This window comes from Nitrospirillum bahiense (genome assembly GCF_007828025.1).
GTDB lineage: Bacteria > Pseudomonadota > Alphaproteobacteria > Azospirillales > Azospirillaceae > Nitrospirillum > Nitrospirillum amazonense.
Map to the genome: position 1 here is coordinate 123,429 of NZ_VITO01000013.1, position 17,729 is coordinate 141,157.

Here is a 17,729-nt window from a genome sequence, read left to right on the forward strand (position 1 = left end):
AATAAGAACAGTGGCCCGAAATGGAATTGCGCAGAACGCGCTTATACTTAGTTACAGACTGAACCGTTCGCCAAGGTATACGCGGCGCACGTCCTTATGGGCCACGATCTCGGACGGTTCACCCTCCATCAATACCATACCATCGTGAAGAATGTATGCGCGATCAACGATGTCCAGGGTTTCGCGGACGTTGTGGTCGGTGATCAGGACGCCGATGCCGCGCTCGCGCAGATGACTGACCAGTTCGCGGATGTCGTTGACGGCGATGGGGTCGATGCCGGCGAACGGCTCGTCCAGCAGGATGAAGTTGGGCTGGGACGCCAGGGCGCGGGCGATTTCCACGCGGCGGCGCTCACCGCCCGACAGGGCCAGGGCCGAGGTGCGGCGCAGATGGCTGATGGAGAACTCGGCCAGCAACTCATCCAGCGTGGCTTCACGCTTGTCGCGGTCCTGCTCCACCACCTCCAGCACGGCGCGAATATTGTTTTCCACCGTCAGGCCGCGAAAGATCGAGGCCTCCTGCGGCAGATAGCCTATGCCTAAGCGCGCGCGGCGGTACATGGGCAGTTCGGTGACTTCCAGCCCGTCCAGGGTGATGGTGCCGTAATCGGGCATGATCAGCCCGGTCATGATGTAGAAACTGGTGGTCTTGCCGGCGCCGTTGGGGCCGAGCAGGCCAACGACCTCGCCCCGGCGTACGCTGACGCTGACATCGCGCAGCACCGGGCGGCCCTTGTAGCTCTTGCCCAGCTTGGTGGCCGTCAGGCCGCTGTTGGGGTTGTCTGACACCAGGCGCGGGCCTCCCGCTTTGGGTTCCCTGGGCGCCGCCGGCACCTTCGCGGGTTCGGATGTCTTGCTCATGGCTGCGCTCCGCCGCCAGCGGGCGGCGCGGCAGGGGCGGCCGGCTGATCGGACTTCTTGGGTATCAGCACGCTATGCACGCGCCCCCCCTTGACGGTCTCGTCGGGCAGCATGCGGCTGACCCCCGTGGCGTTGTTGACCTCGGCCCGGTGGCCGTTCACCTGGTTCTGACCCTGGGTCAGCTTCACATCGCCCGTCAGGATGGCGATGCGCGTCTTCACGTTATAGGTGCCCTCGGTGCCGCGCGCGATATCTTTGGGGGTGACGATCAGCACGTTGCCCTTGGCATCCATGCGCGTCATCTCCAACTGCTTGGTCGCATTCTCTTCCATGATGCCCACCAGCACGTCGGCGCGGATGCGGTCGCCCTTGTCGTTGATGGCGATGGCGTTGCCGCGCGCGACCAGCAACTGTTGCTGGCGCCAGTATTCCAGGGTGTCGCGGGCGTAAACCGTGTCGCTGCGCGTGACCAGGTGCAGATGGTCGCCGGTCAGCACGGTCACGTCCTGGTCCACATCGTAGACGCTGTGGTCGCCATAGGCCTGCTGGCTGGGTGAGGTCATGACCACCTGGCCGTCGGCGGCCATGCGATACATCTCGGTCGAGCCGTCATTGGCCTTGCGGTAGTAGACCACCAGGGTGTCGCAGTGCAGGGTGTCCTCCCCCCGCGTCACGATGACGTGGCCCCGGGCCACGGCGGCCAGCTGGTCGTTGTGCCACTCCATCGTCTCGTCCGAGGTGATGTCGATGGCGCCCGGGGGGGAAGCCGTGACTTCGGCCGGGGTGAAGGGCAGCAGGCCCGGTTCGCCCGGAACGGCGGGGTTCTGCGCCGGCGGAGCGGCGGGCTTCCTGGCCTTGGCGGGCTTCTCGCCAGCGTGCTTTTCAGGAGCGGGCTTGGCCCCCTCTGCTTCCTCTGCGCGGGAGGATGGGGCCAAGGCGACCAGGGCCGTGGCCGCGACCGCCAGGCCGCCCAGCATCAGGGTCCGCACCACCGGGACCGTTTTCGTGAACCGGATACTCAAGGTTTCTTGCCTCCGGTCCGCGACGGTGCCGTGATGGGGGGTGCCATGATGGGGGGTGCAGGGATGGGGCCGGCGGGCGTGGCGCCGTCGGCGTGGTGCTCCTTCTCCACCAGGCGCAGGCGCGCCTTGCCGGTGAAGACGATGGTGCTGCCCTTGTCGGTCATGCGGAAGCCGCCGGCGTCGATGTCGCCGAACGGGCCCTGGCCGGCCACGCGCGCGTTGCCCCAGGCGATGTTCTTGCTGGTGTCCACTTCCGCCTTGTCGGTGGTGAACTCATAGCCGTGATCGTGAAACAGCGTGACCCTCCCCTCCAGCGTCAGGTGGCCAGACTGCTTGTCGTACCGCCCGGTGTCCCCGTTCAGGGTCACCCACTGCCCATTCTTTAGCGTGATCTCCGCCTCGGGCGAAACAAGATCGATCAGGTTGTCCTGATTGCTTTCCTGCATGGCCCGGTCGGCACGTACTTCCACGGGCCGGTCGGTCTTGTCCGTTCCCAGAAAATGGGCGTCCAGCATTTCCAGCTGCCCGGTGCCGGGGTCGGCGGGGCGGGGATTGGTGGTTTCCTTGATCAGAGGCCAAAGCGCGATGGCGGCGATGGTCAGGCCGGCCAGGGTGGGCAACACCACCTTGGCCTGGTTGACGCGGCGGGTGTGCCGGGCGCTGGCGCCCCGGCCCCGTTGCTCCTGACCGCGCTGGTCCGAAAGTTGGCCGGAAGGGGGCGCGGAACCGGCCGGGGGTGCCGGCTGCCGAATCCCGCCCGCGTCGCCGGTGTCGGCGCCGGGGTTTTCTGAAGGGGGGGGCAGGGTCATGGTTCCACGGGGTTTGGCCGCCAATTGTGGCGCAGGCATGTCCGGCGGCCGCCGCTACCGGTTGAGGCCCAATCTAACTGAGCAGGGATTCCACGGTCAAATCGTCATGCGCCGTCCCTTTTTCCAGGGGTACGGCGCGCCACCCACCCATGCGGCACGCCCGCACGGGATGGGGAGAAGGGGCAGGGCGGCCCGCACCTTCCCCCAAAGGGACGCCCCAGTGGGCGCCTCAGTGGGCGAAAATATCCGGCTCGTCCCAGCCGCTCAGGTCCAGCAGGGCGCGGTGCGGCAGGAAGCGGAAGCAGGCCTCGGCCAGCTCGGTGCGGCCTTCGCGGGCCAGCACGGCGTCGAACTTCGCCTTGATGTCATGCAGGTACAGCACGTCGGAGGCGGCGTACTTCAGCTGCTCGGCCGTCAGCTCTTCCGCACCCCAGTCGGACGACTGCTGCTGCTTGGACAGCTCCACGCCCAGCAGGTCGCGGCACAGATCCTTCAGGCCATGGCGGTCGGTGTAGGTGCGCACCAGCTTGGACGCGATCTTGGTGCAGTAGACCGGGGCGGTCACGACGCCCAGGTACTGGTTCAGAACGGCGATATCGAAGCGGGCGAAGTGGAACAGTTTCAGCTGTTCCGGATTGGTCAGCAGGCGCTTCAGGTTGGGGGCGTCATACTGGCCTTGGCGCAGCTGCACCAGGTGGCAGCGGCCGTCGCCGGACGACAGCTGGATCAGGCACAGGCGGTCGCGGTGCGGGTTCAGCCCCATGGTTTCGGTGTCGATGGCCACCACCGGGCCCAGGTCCAGGCCGTCGGGCAAATCGCCGTCATAGAGATCGATGGGCATCAAACCGGTCCTTCATGCTGGAGGGGCTGCCGAGGAAGGCCCGCCGGCGCCAGGGGTGCTCGCGAAACCGAACCCCAGAAACGCCGCGGGCCGCCGGCGTTCCATGGGAACATCGGCGGCCCTGCGACCTTAAACCCGCGCTGAATTGGTGCCCAGGAGAAGACTCGAACTTCCACGACATCTCTGCCACAGGTACCTGAAACCTGCGCGTCTACCAATTCCGCCACCTGGGCAGCGCGGGCCGCTTAAGTACGATTACGGCCGGGGCCTGTCAACACCCTTCTTTTGGCGACTTTGAATTTTTTTGACGGTGGCGCCAGGCGCTGGGGTGGTCCCGTGCACGACGCCGATCACGCCCGTCCAGGACGAGGGTGTTGGGGCGGGGCCACCAGTCAGGTATTCGATGGGAAGGATGGCGCTGTTCGACGCGTCAGCGGACCCCAGAAACGCCGCGGGCCGCCGGTTCCATTTGGAACACGGCGGCCCTGCGTTGAACCCGCGCTGTAATTGGTGCCCAGGAGAAGACTCGAACTTCCACGACATCTCTGCCACAGGTACCTGAAACCTGCGCGTCTACCAATTCCGCCACCTGGGCAGCGCGGGCCGCTTAAGTACGATTCTGGCCGGGGCCTGTCAATACTCTTCTTTCGGCCCTTTTCGTTTTTTGTGAAGGGGCATGGGAAGGGGCGTCCGGCGCCCTGCCGCGCCCGCCCACGCGTGTGCATGGGCGCGTCCTTCTCCTTGCATTTCAGGCTTTGGCCAAGCGCCTAGCCCTCGCCCGCCGGCTTCGCTATAAGCTTGGGTCTCCGGCCGCCGCCGGCCCCGATCACCGCCCGCATGCGGGTAGGGTCGGAACCAACAAGTCCGGCGGGTCATTCGTTTAGTGGGCAGAGGGTCTAAGAGGATGGGCACTAGCATTCGTATCGCCACCGTGTTCGGCGGGGCCGGCTTCATCGGCCGCCATGTCATCCGGCGCCTGGCCAAGACGGGCTGCGTCATCCGCGTCCCCGCCCGCCACCCGGGCGAGGCCGCCTTCCTCAAGATGAACGGCGCCGTGGGCCAGATCGTCCCCATGGCCGTGGACATCGCCGACGACGCCTCCGTCGCCCGCGCCATCCAGGGCGCCGACGTCGTCATCAACCTGATGGGCATCCTGGCCGAGAGCGGGCGCCAGCGCTTCGACCTGGTGCATGCCGAGGCCGCCGGCCGCATCGCCCGCCTGGCCAAGGGGGCCGATGTCGCCCGCCTGGTGCACGTCTCCGCCCTGGGCGCCGACGCCAATTCCCGCTCCGCCTACGCCCGCAGCAAGGCGGCGGGGGAGCAGGCGGTCCGCGCCGTGTTCCCCGAGGCGACCATCCTGCGTCCCAGTGTCGTCTTCGGGCCTGAGGACAATTTCTTCAACCGCTTCGCCGGGATGGCCAAGACGCTGCCCTTCGTCCCGCTGATCGGCGGCGGCGCCACCCGCTTCCAGCCCGTCTATGTCGGTGACGTGGCCGATGCCATCATCAACGCCGTGACCCGCGCCGGCGCCGAGGGCAAGACCTTCGAGCTGGGCGGCCCCCGCGCCTACAGCTTCCGCGAACTGATCCAGCTGGTCCTGGACCTGACCGGCCGTAAGACCCGCCTGGTGTCCCTGCCCTGGGGCCTGGCCAGCCTGCAGGCCACCTTCCTGGAGATGGTGCCCGGCAAGCCGCTGACCCGCGACCAGGTGACCTTGCTGAAGAGCGACAACGTCCTGTCCGGTAAGCTGCCGGGCCTGGCCGACCTGGGTGTCACGCCCACCGCCGCCGAGGTGATCCTGCCGACCTACCTGGATCGCTTCCAGCTGGCCGGCCGTTACGACAGCCATCGCCAGGGTCCGTCCCTGCCGGCGCTGACCAAGATCGACGCCCACGGCACGCATTATTGAGAGCTTCCCTCAGGCGCCGGGCGCGGACGCAGTCGCATCCTACAGCGGCACGACCGAAGGCTCATGCCGCTGGTAGAGATCTAAATGGAAAGGGCGCCTTCCCAGCCGGGAGGCGCCCTTTTCGTTGATCCGATTCGGGATCGGCGCGCTTCTTAAATGTAAATCATCCCCAGCACGACGGCGCCCAGGGCCCAGCAGTAGAAGGCGAAGGGCCGCATCGCGTCGATCTCGTTGCGCTTGAACCAGCGCATCAGGGCCCAGACGGCGACCAGGGCGCAGACGCCCGACACGGCGCCGCCCACCAGCGCGCTCTGGATCACGTCGCCCTCCGCCTGGCGCAGCATCTTGGGCACCACCAGCAGGCTGGCGCCGGCGATGATGGGGGTGGCCAACAGCATGGAGAAGCGCGCGGCCTCCTCATGTTTCAGGCCGGCCCAAAAGCCCGCCACCATGCTGGCGCCGGAGCGGGAGAAGCCGGGGATCAGGGCCAGCGACTGCGCCAGGCCGATCAGCAGGGCCTGGACGAAGCTCAATTCCGCTAGGGTGCGCTCACCCCGGCCGCGCAGCCGCTCGCCGAAGAACAGCAGGAAGCCGTTCAGGATCAGGAAAATGGCGGCGTTGAACGGGTCGCTGAAGGCGGCGCGCAGCACTTTCTCGAAGGCCAGGCCCAGGATGGCGGCGGGAATCGTGCCCACCACCAGCAGGGCCAGCACACGGCGATCCGGGCCACCCTTGACCACGCCCGCCAGCAGGTTGACCCAGTCGCGCCAGAAGAACACCAGCAGGGCCGCCGCCGTGCCCAGGTGCAGCATCACCAGATAGGGCAGGAAGTGTTCCTTAAGGAAGGCCTGGTCCAGACCCCAGCCCAGCAGGAAGGGCGTCAGCACCCCGTGGGCGACGCTGCTGATGGGGAAAAGCTCGGTGATGCCCTGGATGATCGCGAAGATCAGGGTCTGCAAAAAAGACATGGCGCCTCAACGTCTAGGGGCGATTGGTGGCCGGACGGGACCCGACCGCTGGATGGCAGCCTGCTTATAGCAGCGGTCGCGCCGGGCGGCGACAGCCGCTTGGGGAGCGGACGCCGTCGCATGACGAGACTTCTCATTTCAGGTTTTAAGCAAAATCAATTGCCTGGACGTATATGGTAAACAATCATGTACTATATGCCGCAGATGCGAATGGGCCTGTCACCGCTTTTCCACACCTGAGTCTCGTGCTCGATGCACAATAGGACAGCTAAGCTGACTTAACGTGAAAAAAGTGCTGGAGCGATGGGTCGTAACGACTTATATGAACTCGGCGCACCCGCTTGTGCGCAAGCCCGTGACCCGGCGGCCTTCCGCCGCGGTACGGGCGAGACGGAGACATCTCCGCCGGCCACCGCACAGGCCGTCGGGGCAGAGCACGAAGGATCAAGGCCATGGCGCAGAAGCAGCAGATGCTCCAGTTCGTCCACACGGACCAGCAGATGCCTGACAAACGCGAGCCCGCGCTGCGCCGGCGGGATTTCGATGAGATTTACGCCCGCTTCGCGGATGATCAGGCGGCCACCCAGGCCTCGCGCTGCTCCCAATGCGGCGTGCCCTTCTGCCAGGTGCATTGCCCCGTCTCCAACAACATCCCCGATTGGCTGAAGCTGACCGCCGAGGGGCGCCTGGAAGAGGCCTATGAGGTCTCGCAGGCCACCAACAATTTCCCCGAGATCTGCGGGCGTATCTGCCCGCAGGACCGCTTGTGCGAGGGCAACTGCACCATCGAGCAGTCGACCCATGGCACCGTCACCATCGGCGCCGTCGAGAAGTACATCACCGACACCGCCTGGGAACGCGGCTGGGTGAAGCCGGCTGCCCCGGTGCGCGAGCGGCCGCAGAGCGTCGGCATCATCGGCGCCGGCCCCGCCGGCCTGGCGGCCGCCGACCAGCTGCGCCGCAAGGGCTACCAGGTGCATGTCTACGACCGCTATGACCGCGTGGGCGGCCTGCTGATCTACGGCATCCCCGGCTTCAAGCTGGAGAAGGATGTGGTGGAGCGCCGGGCCAAGCTGCTGGCCGACGCCGGCGTCGTCTTCCATTTGGGCTTCGAGGTCGGCCGCCACGCCACGCTGGGCCAGCTGCGCGTCCAGCACGACGCCATCCTAATCGCCACCGGCGTCTACAAGGCGCGTGAACTGGAAGGCCCGGGCAGCGGCGTGGACGGCATCGTCCCGGCGCTGGACTACCTGACCGCCAGCAACCGCACCGGCCTGGGCGACACGGTGGTGGATTTCGAGAACGGCCGCCTGAACGCCAAGGGCAAGAACGTCGTCGTCATCGGCGGCGGCGACACCGCCATGGACTGCGTGCGCACCGCCATCCGCCAGGGCGCCAAGTCGGTGAAGTGCCTGTACCGCCGCAACCGCGCCAACATGCCGGGCAGCCAGCGTGAGGTGGCCCATGCCGAGGAAGAGGGCGTGGAGTTCGTGTGGCAGGCCGCCCCGGACGCCTTCCTGGGCGACCGCCAGGTGACCGGCGTGCGCGCCCACCGCATGCACATGGGCGTGGCCGACGCCTCCGGCCGCCAGACGCCGCAGCCCATCGAGGGCTCCGCCTTCACGCTGGAGGCCGACCTGGTGATCAAGGCCCTGGGCTTCGATCCCGAGCCGCTGCCCACCCTGTTCGGTGAGCCGGGCCTGAAGGTCAGCCGCTGGGGCACCGTCATGGCCGACCCGCGCACCCTGATGACCAACCTGGAAGGCGTGTTCGCCGCCGGCGACATCGTGCGCGGCGCCTCCCTGGTCGTCTGGGGCATCCGCGACGGCCGCGACGCCGCCGCCGGCATCCATAACTATATCACCGCCCGCGCCGCCGCCGCGCTGGCCGCCGAGTAAGGGGGATTTGAGATGAGCGAGATGATCGAAAACGGCAGCCCCCTTTCCGTTTCCAATGGAACCGAGACCGGCGCCGAGTTCGTCGAGCGCTACCGCGCCAGCGCCGCCCGCCTGGAAGCGGCGCACGTCTGGTCCCCGGAGATGGAGCATGACGCCTGCGGCGTTGGCTTCGTCGCAGCCATCGACGGCAAGCCCCGCCGCTCCGTCGTGGAGAAGGCGGTGGAGGCGCTCAGCGCCCTGTGGCATCGCGGCGCCGTCGACGCCGATGGCAAGACCGGCGACGGCGCCGGCATCCACCTGCAGATCCCGCAGAGCTTCTTCCGCGAGCATGTGGCCCGCAGCGGCCACCTGCCGCCGGACGGCCTGATCTCCGTCGGCCAGGTCTTCCTGCCCCGCACCGACATGGAGGCGCAGGAGCGCTGCCGCTGCATCGTCGAGACGGAAATCCTGAAGTTCGGCTACACCATCTATGGCTGGCGCCAGGTTCCCATCAACATCGAGATCATCGGCGAGAAGGCTAACGCCACCCGCCCCGAGATCGAGCAGATCATGGTGGGCAACCCACGCAACATCCCGGAAGACCAGCTGGAGCGTGACCTCTACGTCATCCGCCGCCGTATCGAGAAGGCGGTGAAGGCGGAGAGCATCAGCGACTTCTACATCTGCACGCTGTCGTGCCGCTCCATCATCTACAAGGGCATGTTCCTGGCCGAGCAGCTGACGTCCTTCTATCCGGACCTGCTGGACGAGCGCTTCGAGTCCAACTTCGCCATCTACCACCAGCGTTATTCCACCAACACCTTCCCCACCTGGTGGCTGGCCCAGCCCTTCCGCATGCTGGCGCACAACGGCGAGGTCAACACGCTGCGCGGCAACGTCAACTGGATGAAGGCGCACGAGACCCGCATGGGTCACGAGATCTTCGGCAACCTGATCGAGGACGTGAAGCCCATCATTCCTGCCGGCGGGTCGGACAGCGCCTGCCTGGACGCTGTGTTCGAGGTGCTGGTGCGCTCCGGCCGCTCCGCCCCTATGGTCAAGACCATGCTGGTGCCGGAGGCTTGGTCCGATCGCGAGACCATGCCGCAGAACCACCGCGACCTGTACAGCTACGCCAACGCGGTGATGGAGCCGTGGGACGGCCCGGCGGCGCTGGCCATGTATGACGGCCGCTGGGTCGTGGGCGGCATGGACCGCAACGGCCTGCGCCCCATGCGCTACGTCGTCACCGGCGACGGCCTGCTGATCGCCGGTTCCGAGACGGGCATGACCAAGGTCGAGGAGTATTCGGTGCAGGAAAAGGGCCGCCTCGGGCCCGGGCAGATGATCGCCTTGGACCTGGCCGAGGGCCGTCTCTACAAGGACCGCGAGATCAAGGACACCTTGGCCGCCAGCAAGCCCTACGGCAGCTGGGTCCGCCACATCACGGCGCTGGACGACCTGGTGAAGGGGGCGCCCGCCGCCACGGCCGAGCTCAGCCGCGACCAGCTGCGCCGCCGCCAAGTGGCCTACGGCATCTCCATGGAGGATGTGGAGACCATCCTGCACCCCATGGTGGAGGATGCGAAGGAGGCCGTGGGCTCCATGGGTGACGACAGCCCCCTGGCCGTGCTGTCCGACCGCTACCGGGGCCTGCACCACTATTTCCGTCAGAACTTCAGCCAGGTCACCAACCCGCCCATCGACAGCCTGCGCGAGCAGCGGGTGATGAGCCTGAAGACCCGCCTGGGCAACCTGGGCAACATCCTGGACGAGGATGACAGCCAGACCCGCCTGCTGCAGTTGGAGACTCCCGTCCTGACGACGGCGGAATTCATCGCCATGCGCCGCTACATGGGCGACACGGCGGCGGAGATCGACTGCACCTTCGATCCCGACGGTGGTGAGTTCGCCATGACCGACGCCTTGCGCCGCGTGCGGCAGGAGGCGGAGGACGCGGTGCGCGGCGGCGCCACCCACCTGATCCTGACGGACGAGGCCATGGGCCCCGGCCGCGCCGCCCTGCCCATGATCCTGGTGACGGGCGCCGTCCATACCCACCTGATCCGCCAGCAGCTGCGCACCTTCACCTCGGTGAACGTGCGGGCGGGCGAGTGCTTGGACGTGCACTACGTCGCCGTGCTGATCGGCGTGGGCGCCACCACGGTCAACGCCTACCTGGCGCAGGAGGCCATCGCCGACCGCCAGCGGCGCGGCCTGTTCGGCGACATGCCCCTGGAAAAGTGCCTGGAGCGGTACAAGAAGGCCATCAACGAAGGCCTGCTGAAGATCATGTCCAAGATGGGCATCTCCATCGTCTCCAGCTATCGCGGCGGCCTGAACTTCGAAGCGGTGGGCCTGTCCCGCTCGCTGGTGGCCGAGCACTTCCCCGGCATGATCAGCCGCATCTCCGGCCTGGGTCTGGTCGGCATCCAGAAGGACGTGCTGGAACAGCATGCGCTGGCCTGGAACGAGGAGGTCGTGGCCCTGCCCATCGGCGGCTTCTACAAGTTCCGCAAGGGCGGCGATCGCCACGCCTGGGAAGGCGGCCTGATCCACCTGCTGCAGCAGGCGGTGTCCAACGACAGCTATTCCACCTTCAAGCGCTACTCCGAAGGCGTGCACAAGCGCCCGCCGCTGCAGCTGCGCGACCTGCTGGACTTCCGCCCCTCAAAGGGCAAGGTCGCGGTGGACGAGGTGGAGAGCATCACCGCCATCCGCAAGCGCTTCATCACCCCGGCCATGTCGCTGGGCGCCCTCAGCCCCGAGGCGCACGGCACGCTGAACGTCGCCATGAACCGCATTGGCGCCAAGTCCGACAGCGGCGAGGGGGGTGAGGATCCGGCACGCTTCAAGCCGGACGCCAACGGCGACAACTGGAACTCCGCCATCAAGCAGGTGGCGTCGGGCCGCTTCGGCGTCACCGCCGAGTACCTGAACCAGTGCCGCGAGATCGAGATCAAGGTGGCCCAGGGCGCCAAGCCCGGCGAGGGTGGGCAGCTGCCCGGCTTCAAGGTGACGGACCTGATCGCCCGACTGCGGCACAGCACGCCCGGCGTCATGCTGATCAGCCCGCCGCCGCACCACGACATCTACTCGATCGAGGATCTGGCGCAGCTGATCTATGACCTGAAGCAGATCAACCCGGACGCCAAGGTCTGCGTGAAGCTGGTCAGCCGCTCGGGCATCGGCACCATCGCCGCCGGCGTGGCCAAGGCCGGCGCCGACGTCATCCTGGTGTCGGGCAATGTCGGCGGCACCGGCGCCTCGCCCCAGACCAGCGTGAAGTTCGCCGGCCTGCCGTGGGAAATGGGCCTCAGCGAGGTGCAGCAGGTGCTGACGCTGAACCGCCTGCGCCATCGCGTCACCCTGCGCACCGACGGCGGCCTGAAGACCGGCCGCGACATCGTCATGGCGGCAATGCTGGGGGCAGAGGAGTTCGGCGTGGGCACCGCCAGCCTGATCGCCATGGGCTGCATCATGGTGCGCCAGTGCCACAGCAACACCTGCCCGGTGGGCGTGTGCGTGCAGGATGAAAGCCTGCGGCAGAAGTTCGTGGGCACCCCGGAAAAGGTCGTGAACCTGTTCAGCTTCATGGCGGAAGAGGTGCGCGAGATCCTGGCCAGCCTGGGCTTCCGCTCGCTGCAGGAGGTCATCGGCCGCACCGACCTGCTGCACCAGGTCAGCCGCGGTGCTGTTCACCTGGACGACCTGGACCTGAACCCGCTGCTGGCCCAGGCCGACCCCGCCGGTGACAGCGCCCGGTACTGCACCCAGGTTGGCCGCAACGAGGTGCCGGACACGCTGGACGCCCAGATGATCCGCGACGCCCGTCAGCTGTTCGATGATGGCGAGAAGATGCAGCTGGCCTACAACGTTCAGAACACGCACCGCGCCATCGGCACCCGGATGTCGGCCATGATCACCCGCAAGTTCGGGATGAGCGGCCTGCAGCCCGGCCACTGCACGGTGCGGCTGCGCGGCTCCGCCGGCCAGTCCTTGGGCGCCTTCGCCGTCCAGGGCCTGACGCTGGAGGTGTTCGGCGACGCCAACGACTATGTCGGCAAGGGCCTGTCGGGCGGGACCATCATTGTGCGGCCCATGACGGCCACGCCGCTGAAGTCGAACGAGAACACCATCATCGGCAACACGGTGCTGTACGGGGCCACGGCGGGCAAGCTGTTCGCCGCCGGCCAGGCGGGCGAGCGCTTCGCCGTCCGCAACTCCGGCGCCACGGTGGTGGTGGAGGGCTGCGGCTCCAACGGCTGCGAGTACATGACCGGCGGCATGGTGGTCATCCTGGGCGGCGTGGGCGACAACTTCGCGGCCGGCATGACCGGCGGCATGGCCTTCGTCTATGACCAGACGGGTACCCTGCCGCTGCACATCAACCCCGACAGCGTCATCTTCCAGCGCATCGAGGTCCAGCATTACGAGGACATGCTGGTGTCCCTGATCGAGGAACACGTGGCGCGGACGCAGAGCCGCTGGGCCATGACCCTGCTGAATGACTGGCCGCTGGTGCGCGGTCACTTCTGGCAGGTCGTGCCGAAGGAAATGCTGCACCGCCTGGCGGTGCCCGTCGTCCCGCCCCAGGCCCTCAGCGCGGAGTAAGAGCCAGCGCCGAGTAACCTTTTCCGCTCGGGCGCCCCGGTTTCGACCGGGGCGTCTTTCCTGAAGGGAGCCCCACGAAGAGGGACGAAGGAGAGGGGGCGAGGGGGTGCCGGCCGGCACCCGCCACCGCCCCCCGGAAAACGCGACCGCCACCGGGAGGCATTCCGGTGGCGGTTTTTGTTGGCGCCCTTATTGCTCGGATGCAGTCGCCGGGTCCGCGGGCCCGTCGCCGTGCCGGTCGCGGACCATAGCTTCGCCCTTGGTTTGAAAGACCGGGCCGCCGGCGTAAGTGAAGTAGATTTTACGTTGGCTGAAGGCCACGTAGACGCGATGGGACCGCAGGAAATCGGCGCCCAAGATCATATCGACGTTGCTGCCGAGGATGTCATCCAGCTTGCGGTCGGTCACCAGTTGGCCCGTGCCGTCCTGGTACGCCAGGTAACGCATCTTGGCGTTCTTGATGGTTTCATCGCCGATGCTAACGCTTCCGAACATGCTGATCAGGGTCGGGATGTATCGTCCAATAAGCCCCCGCATGGCGCCTCCCGGCGTCGCGTCCGCCTCCGGGCCGGTCCCGACCGCGGCTGTGTCACGCGCTAAGCGACGCATGGCCTTGGCGTCCAGCAGGCTGACGGTGGCGCCACTATCGACGAAGGCGTGCAGGGGCTGGCCGTCCACGGTGATGACGAGGCGAATGGCATCGCGGGTGGGCCATTTGTCGTCCATGTCCACCACGCTGTAGGAATCGGTCCAATAGGCCAGTTCCACCTTGTCACAGCCTTCCGGCTTATAGAGGTTCAGCAGGTTATGGGCGAAGTCGAATTCCAGGTCGTGTCCTGATAGGAAATCCATCCCCAGCACGCCCACGACGTCGTCGCCGGCCCCGACATCGTTGTCGCCACCCACCAGCACTCGAATGTCTTCGCCCCGGTAGGTACCCATTTCCAGGGTGTCTATGGTAGTCCGCCGCAACGGCGCGGCGCCGTCCAAGCCGATCAGCAATCCGCCTGTCTTGCGGGTGTGCAGATTCAGGCGTGTAGCAGCCGGCCGGCTGAGGATCGAACTGTCCGCCCCGGTGTCCAGCAGGAAATGCACGGACGTGCCATTGACGGTGGCGTTGATCAGCGGTTGGTTTCCGTCCATGGTGACCGGCACGACGCCGACCTTGGCCAGTTTGCATGACGACGCGGCGACGGCGTTCGCCGACCAAGCGGCGGTGGATAGCGCACAAGCGGCCAGCCCTAGGGCCAGGCGCTGTCGCCAATACCATGAAATCATGTAAAGCTGTTCCCCCAACGATCACGGCCCCCGCCGCGAAGCGGTAATAATAACTCAGATGATTGTACAGGGATGCGGCGAAGGTGGGGACGGGTCAGTCTTTTGGAGCCGTCGTGCCGCCAGCTCTCTGCAAGGCGGGGCCCGTTACCTGGAACACCGGGCCGCCGTTGTAGGTGAAGTACAGCCTGTTTTGACTGTGGGCGATCAGCACGTGGTGGGCTTTCAGGAAGTCCGCACCCAGCAGCATGTCCGTGCTGGCCTGGGTGGTTCGGGCGATGCGCGACCCGCTGTCGGTGTAGGTTCCGCTGCCGAACAAGTCGCCGAAGCGCAGCTTGGCATGATTGATGGTCTCATCGCCCAGGGTGAAGCCATCGAAGACCCCGACCCATTCCTGCACCGTCTTGGCACCCAGGCCCTGGGCAGCGTTGGCCATGACCACGCCCGGCGTCTCCGGCGTCACGCCGATGCGGGCCGCCGCCTGCGACGATAGGACGGAATGCGTAGCGCCGCTATCCAGCATGGCCTGCACCGCCTGGCCGCCCAGGGTCACGTCCATGATGATATGGGGGTTCTGCGGGTTCACCGTGTGGATATCAGCGGTCATGGCGTTGTCAGCCCAGAAACCCAGGAAGGCGTTCTCGCAGCCGCGCGGCTGGTACAGGTTGATGATCTCATGGGCCAGGTCCAGTTCCACGTCGAACTTGCGGAACACATCCTCGCCCAGCAGGCCCACCACATCCTCGCGGCCGAGCGCCCGCTCCCCCGCCAGGTTCAGGGCCATGTCGGTGACCGTCTGCCTGCCCAGGGTGAAGGTCTTGATGCGCGTGGTCTGGATGTCGCTGCGCCCGCCCACGCCACTCAGCGTGCCGTTGCGGCCGCTGAAGCCTGGCAACTCCAACTCCTCCGCCTTGCTGCGTAGAATCATGCTGAGGGCAGCGCCGGTATCGACCAGGAAATAGACGGGGTGGCCGTTGACCTCCACCTTCACCAGCGGCTGGTTGCCATCCATGACCACCGGCAGGGTATCCGACTTGATCATCTGGCAGGTGTCGGCGGCCCAGGCCGTCGTTCCGGCGACCATGGACAGGGCCAACAAGGCTACCCCAGCAAGCAAAGCCCGCGATCGCACGCGCATCCGCTTCCCCATCTCCTGCCCGACATCGTTGTTCGCATTTATGCACATAGAGGAGTGCACGCAAACGGTGTAGGGATCAAGCGCCGCGACGGGAAACGGGCCCCGCCGCTATTGTCCTTGGGCCTTCGTCGGGGCGGCGGCGGACGGCTCCGTCTCCTCATCCGCTTTGGCGCCGCGGGCCGCGGAGGTCAGCGCCGGGCCCACCACCTGGAACACCGGTCCGCCTTGATAGGTGAAATAGACCTTGCGCTGGCTGGAAGCGATGTAGACGCGGTGGCTGCGCAGGAAATCCGCCCCCAGGTACATGTCGGTGTCGCCGTACGAGGTGCTCAGGCGGCTGCCGACATAGGTCGTGCCCACGCGGTTGTAGAGGTCGGTCACGCGCAGCTTGGCATGGCGGATGGTCTCATCGCCGATGCTGAAGCTGTCGAAGGTGCCGATATGGGTCTCGACGGCATAGCCGTTGGCGCCTTGCAGGATCCCGGCTTTGGCGCCCTCACCGGCGACGACATCGACGCCCACGCGACGGGCCACGCCCTCATCCAGCACGGTGATGCTGGCGCCGCTGTCCAGTTCGGCGTGCACGGTCTGGCCGTTGACCAGCACAGGAACGCGGATGCGGGAGCGGTTGCCGCGCACATCGTCCATGTCGGTGACGTTGTAGCTGTTCGACCAATAGGCCAGGACATCGTTGTCGCACTTCTCCGGCTTGAACAGGTTCAGCAGGTTGTGGGCGAGGTCGAATTCCATGTCGTAGCGTTCCAGCAGGTCCATGCCCAGGGCGCCGACGGCATTGTCCCCCAAGGACCCATAGCCGCCGACATAGACGCGGACATCGCGGCCATGCCAGGTGCCCAGTTCCAGGCTGTCCATGGTGGTCTGCAGCAGGCGGCTGGTTCCGTCGATGCCGATCATCTCACCTTGCGCGTCCACCGCCTTCAGGCCTAAGGGGGCCAGCGACGACCGGGTCAGGATCGACATCCAGGCGCCGGTGTCGACCAGCATGCGCGCGGGCTTGCCGTTGATGGCGACACGGGCCAGCAGGATGTTGCCGTCCATCTCCAGGGGAATGGCCGCGACCTGGGCCAGTTTGCAGGAGGAGGCCGCCTGGGCGGACACCGAAGGAAGGAGCGCCAGCGCCATCAGGGCGAGCGCCGACACGCCCGCGCGAATTTTCGTCTTCATCATCCCCATGAGGCCCCCGTCTTCATCTTTTTTTTCGCGTTGCCGTGACTATGCGCGCGCCTGTCCGGCGCCGGCCAGCGTTCTATTCGCTTTGATGCTCGGCCGCCGGGGCGACGGGTGCCGCCACGGCGGGGGGCGGCGCATCAGTCTGAAACACCGGGCCGCCCACATAGCTGAAGTAGAGCTTATGCTGGCTATGGGCGATCAGCACATGGTGGCTGCGCAGGAAGTCCGCCCCCAGCAGCATTTGCATTCCGGCCACCGTGGTCGCATCCCGGGCATTGAAAGATTCGAAACCACTGCGCAGAAGGCCGAAGCGCATCTTCGGATGCCGGATAGTTTCGTCCCCCAGGGTGAAGCTGTCGAAAGTTCCAACCCAGGTGGAAACGGCCCTGCCGTTGACGCCGCCACTGGGTGCCACCGGTCTAGCGTCGGGCGAGGCCGGTGTCATTCCCAGCCGTTGCGCAGCATCCAGTGTAAGCACCGAGAAATAAGCACCGGTGTCCAGCAAGGCCTGTATAGGAGTGCCATTGATCTGCAAGTCGATGATGACCTGCGGCAGGAAGGACGTCATGGGGCGGAAACTCGCCACGGAGTAGCTGCCCTGCCAAGTCATCAAGTCGGCGTCGCCGCAATTATGGGGCGTATACAGCACCACCCGGCTATGGGCGAAATCCAGCTCGACATCATAGTGGCTGAAGAAGCGCTCTCCCAATACGCCGACGACATCGGGGTGACCCAAATTGTCGCCTTGGCCGGCGATGGTAATGGGGACATCGCTGGCGCTGCTGCCGTTCAGGGTCAGTGTCTTGATGATGGTGTCGTTGATGTCGCTTTTGCCGTCCACGCCATAGGCATAGCCCTTCAGCCGACCTTTCGGCAGGTTCAATCGCTTGGCCGCACCTTGCAGGATAAAGCTGTCGTTGGCGCCGGTGTCGATCAGGAATTTGACGGGCGTTCCATTAATCTCGCCGGGGATAAGGGGCTGGTTGCCTTCCATGACGACGGGGACGATCCACCGGTCCAGGGTGCATTGCGCGTCCGCGGCTTGGGCGGTGACGCCTTCCGGGGGCAGCGCCAGACCCAGTGCCCCCGCCATGGCCACTCCTGTAAAGGTCGCCATGCGCATCAACAAACGACTCAAAACCCGCCCCCACCTTGTTGAGGATGGCCGGGCCCCCGCCCATGCCGGCTTCGCCCCAGGGCTGGCGCGGCGCCATCGAATGCTAT

The 17,729-nt window shown here is 66.3% G+C and carries 12 protein-coding genes and 2 tRNA genes; 3 read left to right on the forward strand and 11 right to left on the reverse strand.

Features of this window, described 5'->3' with window-relative positions:
- Positions 1–51 precede the first annotated feature (51 nt).
- The 6 genes from lptB to FBZ88_RS19125 all read right to left on the reverse strand — a co-directional run bounded on the left by lptB (position 52) and on the right by FBZ88_RS19125 (position 4,128).
- Positions 52–861, reverse strand: a complete 810-nt coding sequence (gene lptB / locus FBZ88_RS19100) for an LPS export ABC transporter ATP-binding protein (protein ID WP_145618760.1) — start codon at positions 859–861, stop codon at positions 52–54.
- On the reverse strand, positions 858–1,883 hold the full coding sequence (locus FBZ88_RS19105) for an LptA/OstA family protein (RefSeq protein WP_145618761.1): 1,026 nt from the start codon (positions 1,881–1,883) through the stop codon (positions 858–860). The genes lptB and FBZ88_RS19105 overlap by 4 nt, the downstream gene beginning before the upstream one ends.
- Complete coding sequence (lptC, locus tag FBZ88_RS19110) at positions 1,880–2,692, reverse strand: LPS export ABC transporter periplasmic protein LptC (protein WP_186464485.1); 813 nt, start codon at positions 2,690–2,692, stop codon at positions 1,880–1,882. The genes FBZ88_RS19105 and lptC overlap by 4 nt, the downstream gene beginning before the upstream one ends.
- A gap of 229 nt (positions 2,693–2,921) precedes the next feature.
- Positions 2,922–3,533, reverse strand: coding sequence for a ribonuclease D (locus FBZ88_RS19115; RefSeq protein ID WP_145618763.1), 612 nt, complete (start codon positions 3,531–3,533; stop codon positions 2,922–2,924).
- 146 nt (positions 3,534–3,679) lie between these two features.
- A tRNA-Leu gene (locus FBZ88_RS19120) sits at positions 3,680–3,766 on the reverse strand.
- A 275-nt stretch (positions 3,767–4,041) separates the two neighbouring features.
- Positions 4,042–4,128: transfer RNA gene (locus tag FBZ88_RS19125), tRNA-Leu, on the reverse strand.
- A gap of 309 nt (positions 4,129–4,437) precedes the next feature.
- Here FBZ88_RS19125 and FBZ88_RS19130 point away from each other — a divergent pair.
- The gene (locus FBZ88_RS19130; RefSeq protein ID WP_145618764.1) at positions 4,438–5,442 is read left to right on the forward strand and encodes a complex I NDUFA9 subunit family protein; all 1,005 of its coding nucleotides are present in this window, start codon (positions 4,438–4,440) and stop codon (positions 5,440–5,442) included.
- A gap of 152 nt (positions 5,443–5,594) precedes the next feature.
- On the opposite strand, the gene FBZ88_RS19135 is transcribed toward FBZ88_RS19130, so the two are convergent.
- Positions 5,595–6,410: an undecaprenyl-diphosphate phosphatase gene (locus tag FBZ88_RS19135; protein ID WP_145618765.1), complete on the reverse strand. Its 816-nt coding sequence runs from the start codon at positions 6,408–6,410 to the stop codon at positions 5,595–5,597.
- A 452-nt stretch (positions 6,411–6,862) separates the two neighbouring features.
- Here FBZ88_RS19135 and FBZ88_RS19140 point away from each other — a divergent pair, with 452 nt between their 5' ends.
- Both FBZ88_RS19140 and gltB read left to right on the forward strand, forming a co-directional pair.
- Positions 6,863–8,308 (forward strand): NAD(P)-dependent oxidoreductase, encoded by a 1,446-nt coding sequence (locus FBZ88_RS19140; protein WP_145618766.1) that lies wholly within the window; start codon positions 6,863–6,865, stop codon positions 8,306–8,308.
- A 21-nt stretch (positions 8,309–8,329) separates the two neighbouring features.
- The gene (gene gltB / locus FBZ88_RS19145; RefSeq protein WP_145618835.1) at positions 8,330–12,901 is read left to right on the forward strand and encodes a glutamate synthase large subunit; all 4,572 of its coding nucleotides are present in this window, start codon (positions 8,330–8,332) and stop codon (positions 12,899–12,901) included.
- A gap of 189 nt (positions 12,902–13,090) precedes the next feature.
- Here gltB and FBZ88_RS19150 read toward each other — a convergent pair whose 3' ends face one another.
- The 4 genes from FBZ88_RS19150 to FBZ88_RS19165 all read right to left on the reverse strand — a co-directional run bounded on the left by FBZ88_RS19150 (position 13,091) and on the right by FBZ88_RS19165 (position 17,628).
- Complete coding sequence (locus FBZ88_RS19150) at positions 13,091–14,197, reverse strand: retroviral-like aspartic protease family protein (protein WP_145618767.1); 1,107 nt, start codon at positions 14,195–14,197, stop codon at positions 13,091–13,093.
- Between the two features lie 76 nt (positions 14,198–14,273).
- Entirely contained in the window at positions 14,274–15,272 is a 999-nt protein-coding gene (locus tag FBZ88_RS19155; RefSeq protein WP_186464486.1) for a retropepsin-like aspartic protease, read from the reverse strand.
- A 150-nt stretch (positions 15,273–15,422) separates the two neighbouring features.
- Entirely contained in the window at positions 15,423–16,502 is a 1,080-nt protein-coding gene (locus FBZ88_RS19160; protein WP_186464487.1) for a retropepsin-like aspartic protease family protein, read from the reverse strand.
- Positions 16,503–16,581: 79 nt separating this feature from the next.
- On the reverse strand, positions 16,582–17,628 hold the full coding sequence (locus tag FBZ88_RS19165) for a retropepsin-like aspartic protease (protein WP_186454728.1): 1,047 nt from the start codon (positions 17,626–17,628) through the stop codon (positions 16,582–16,584).
- Positions 17,629–17,729 lie beyond the last annotated feature (101 nt).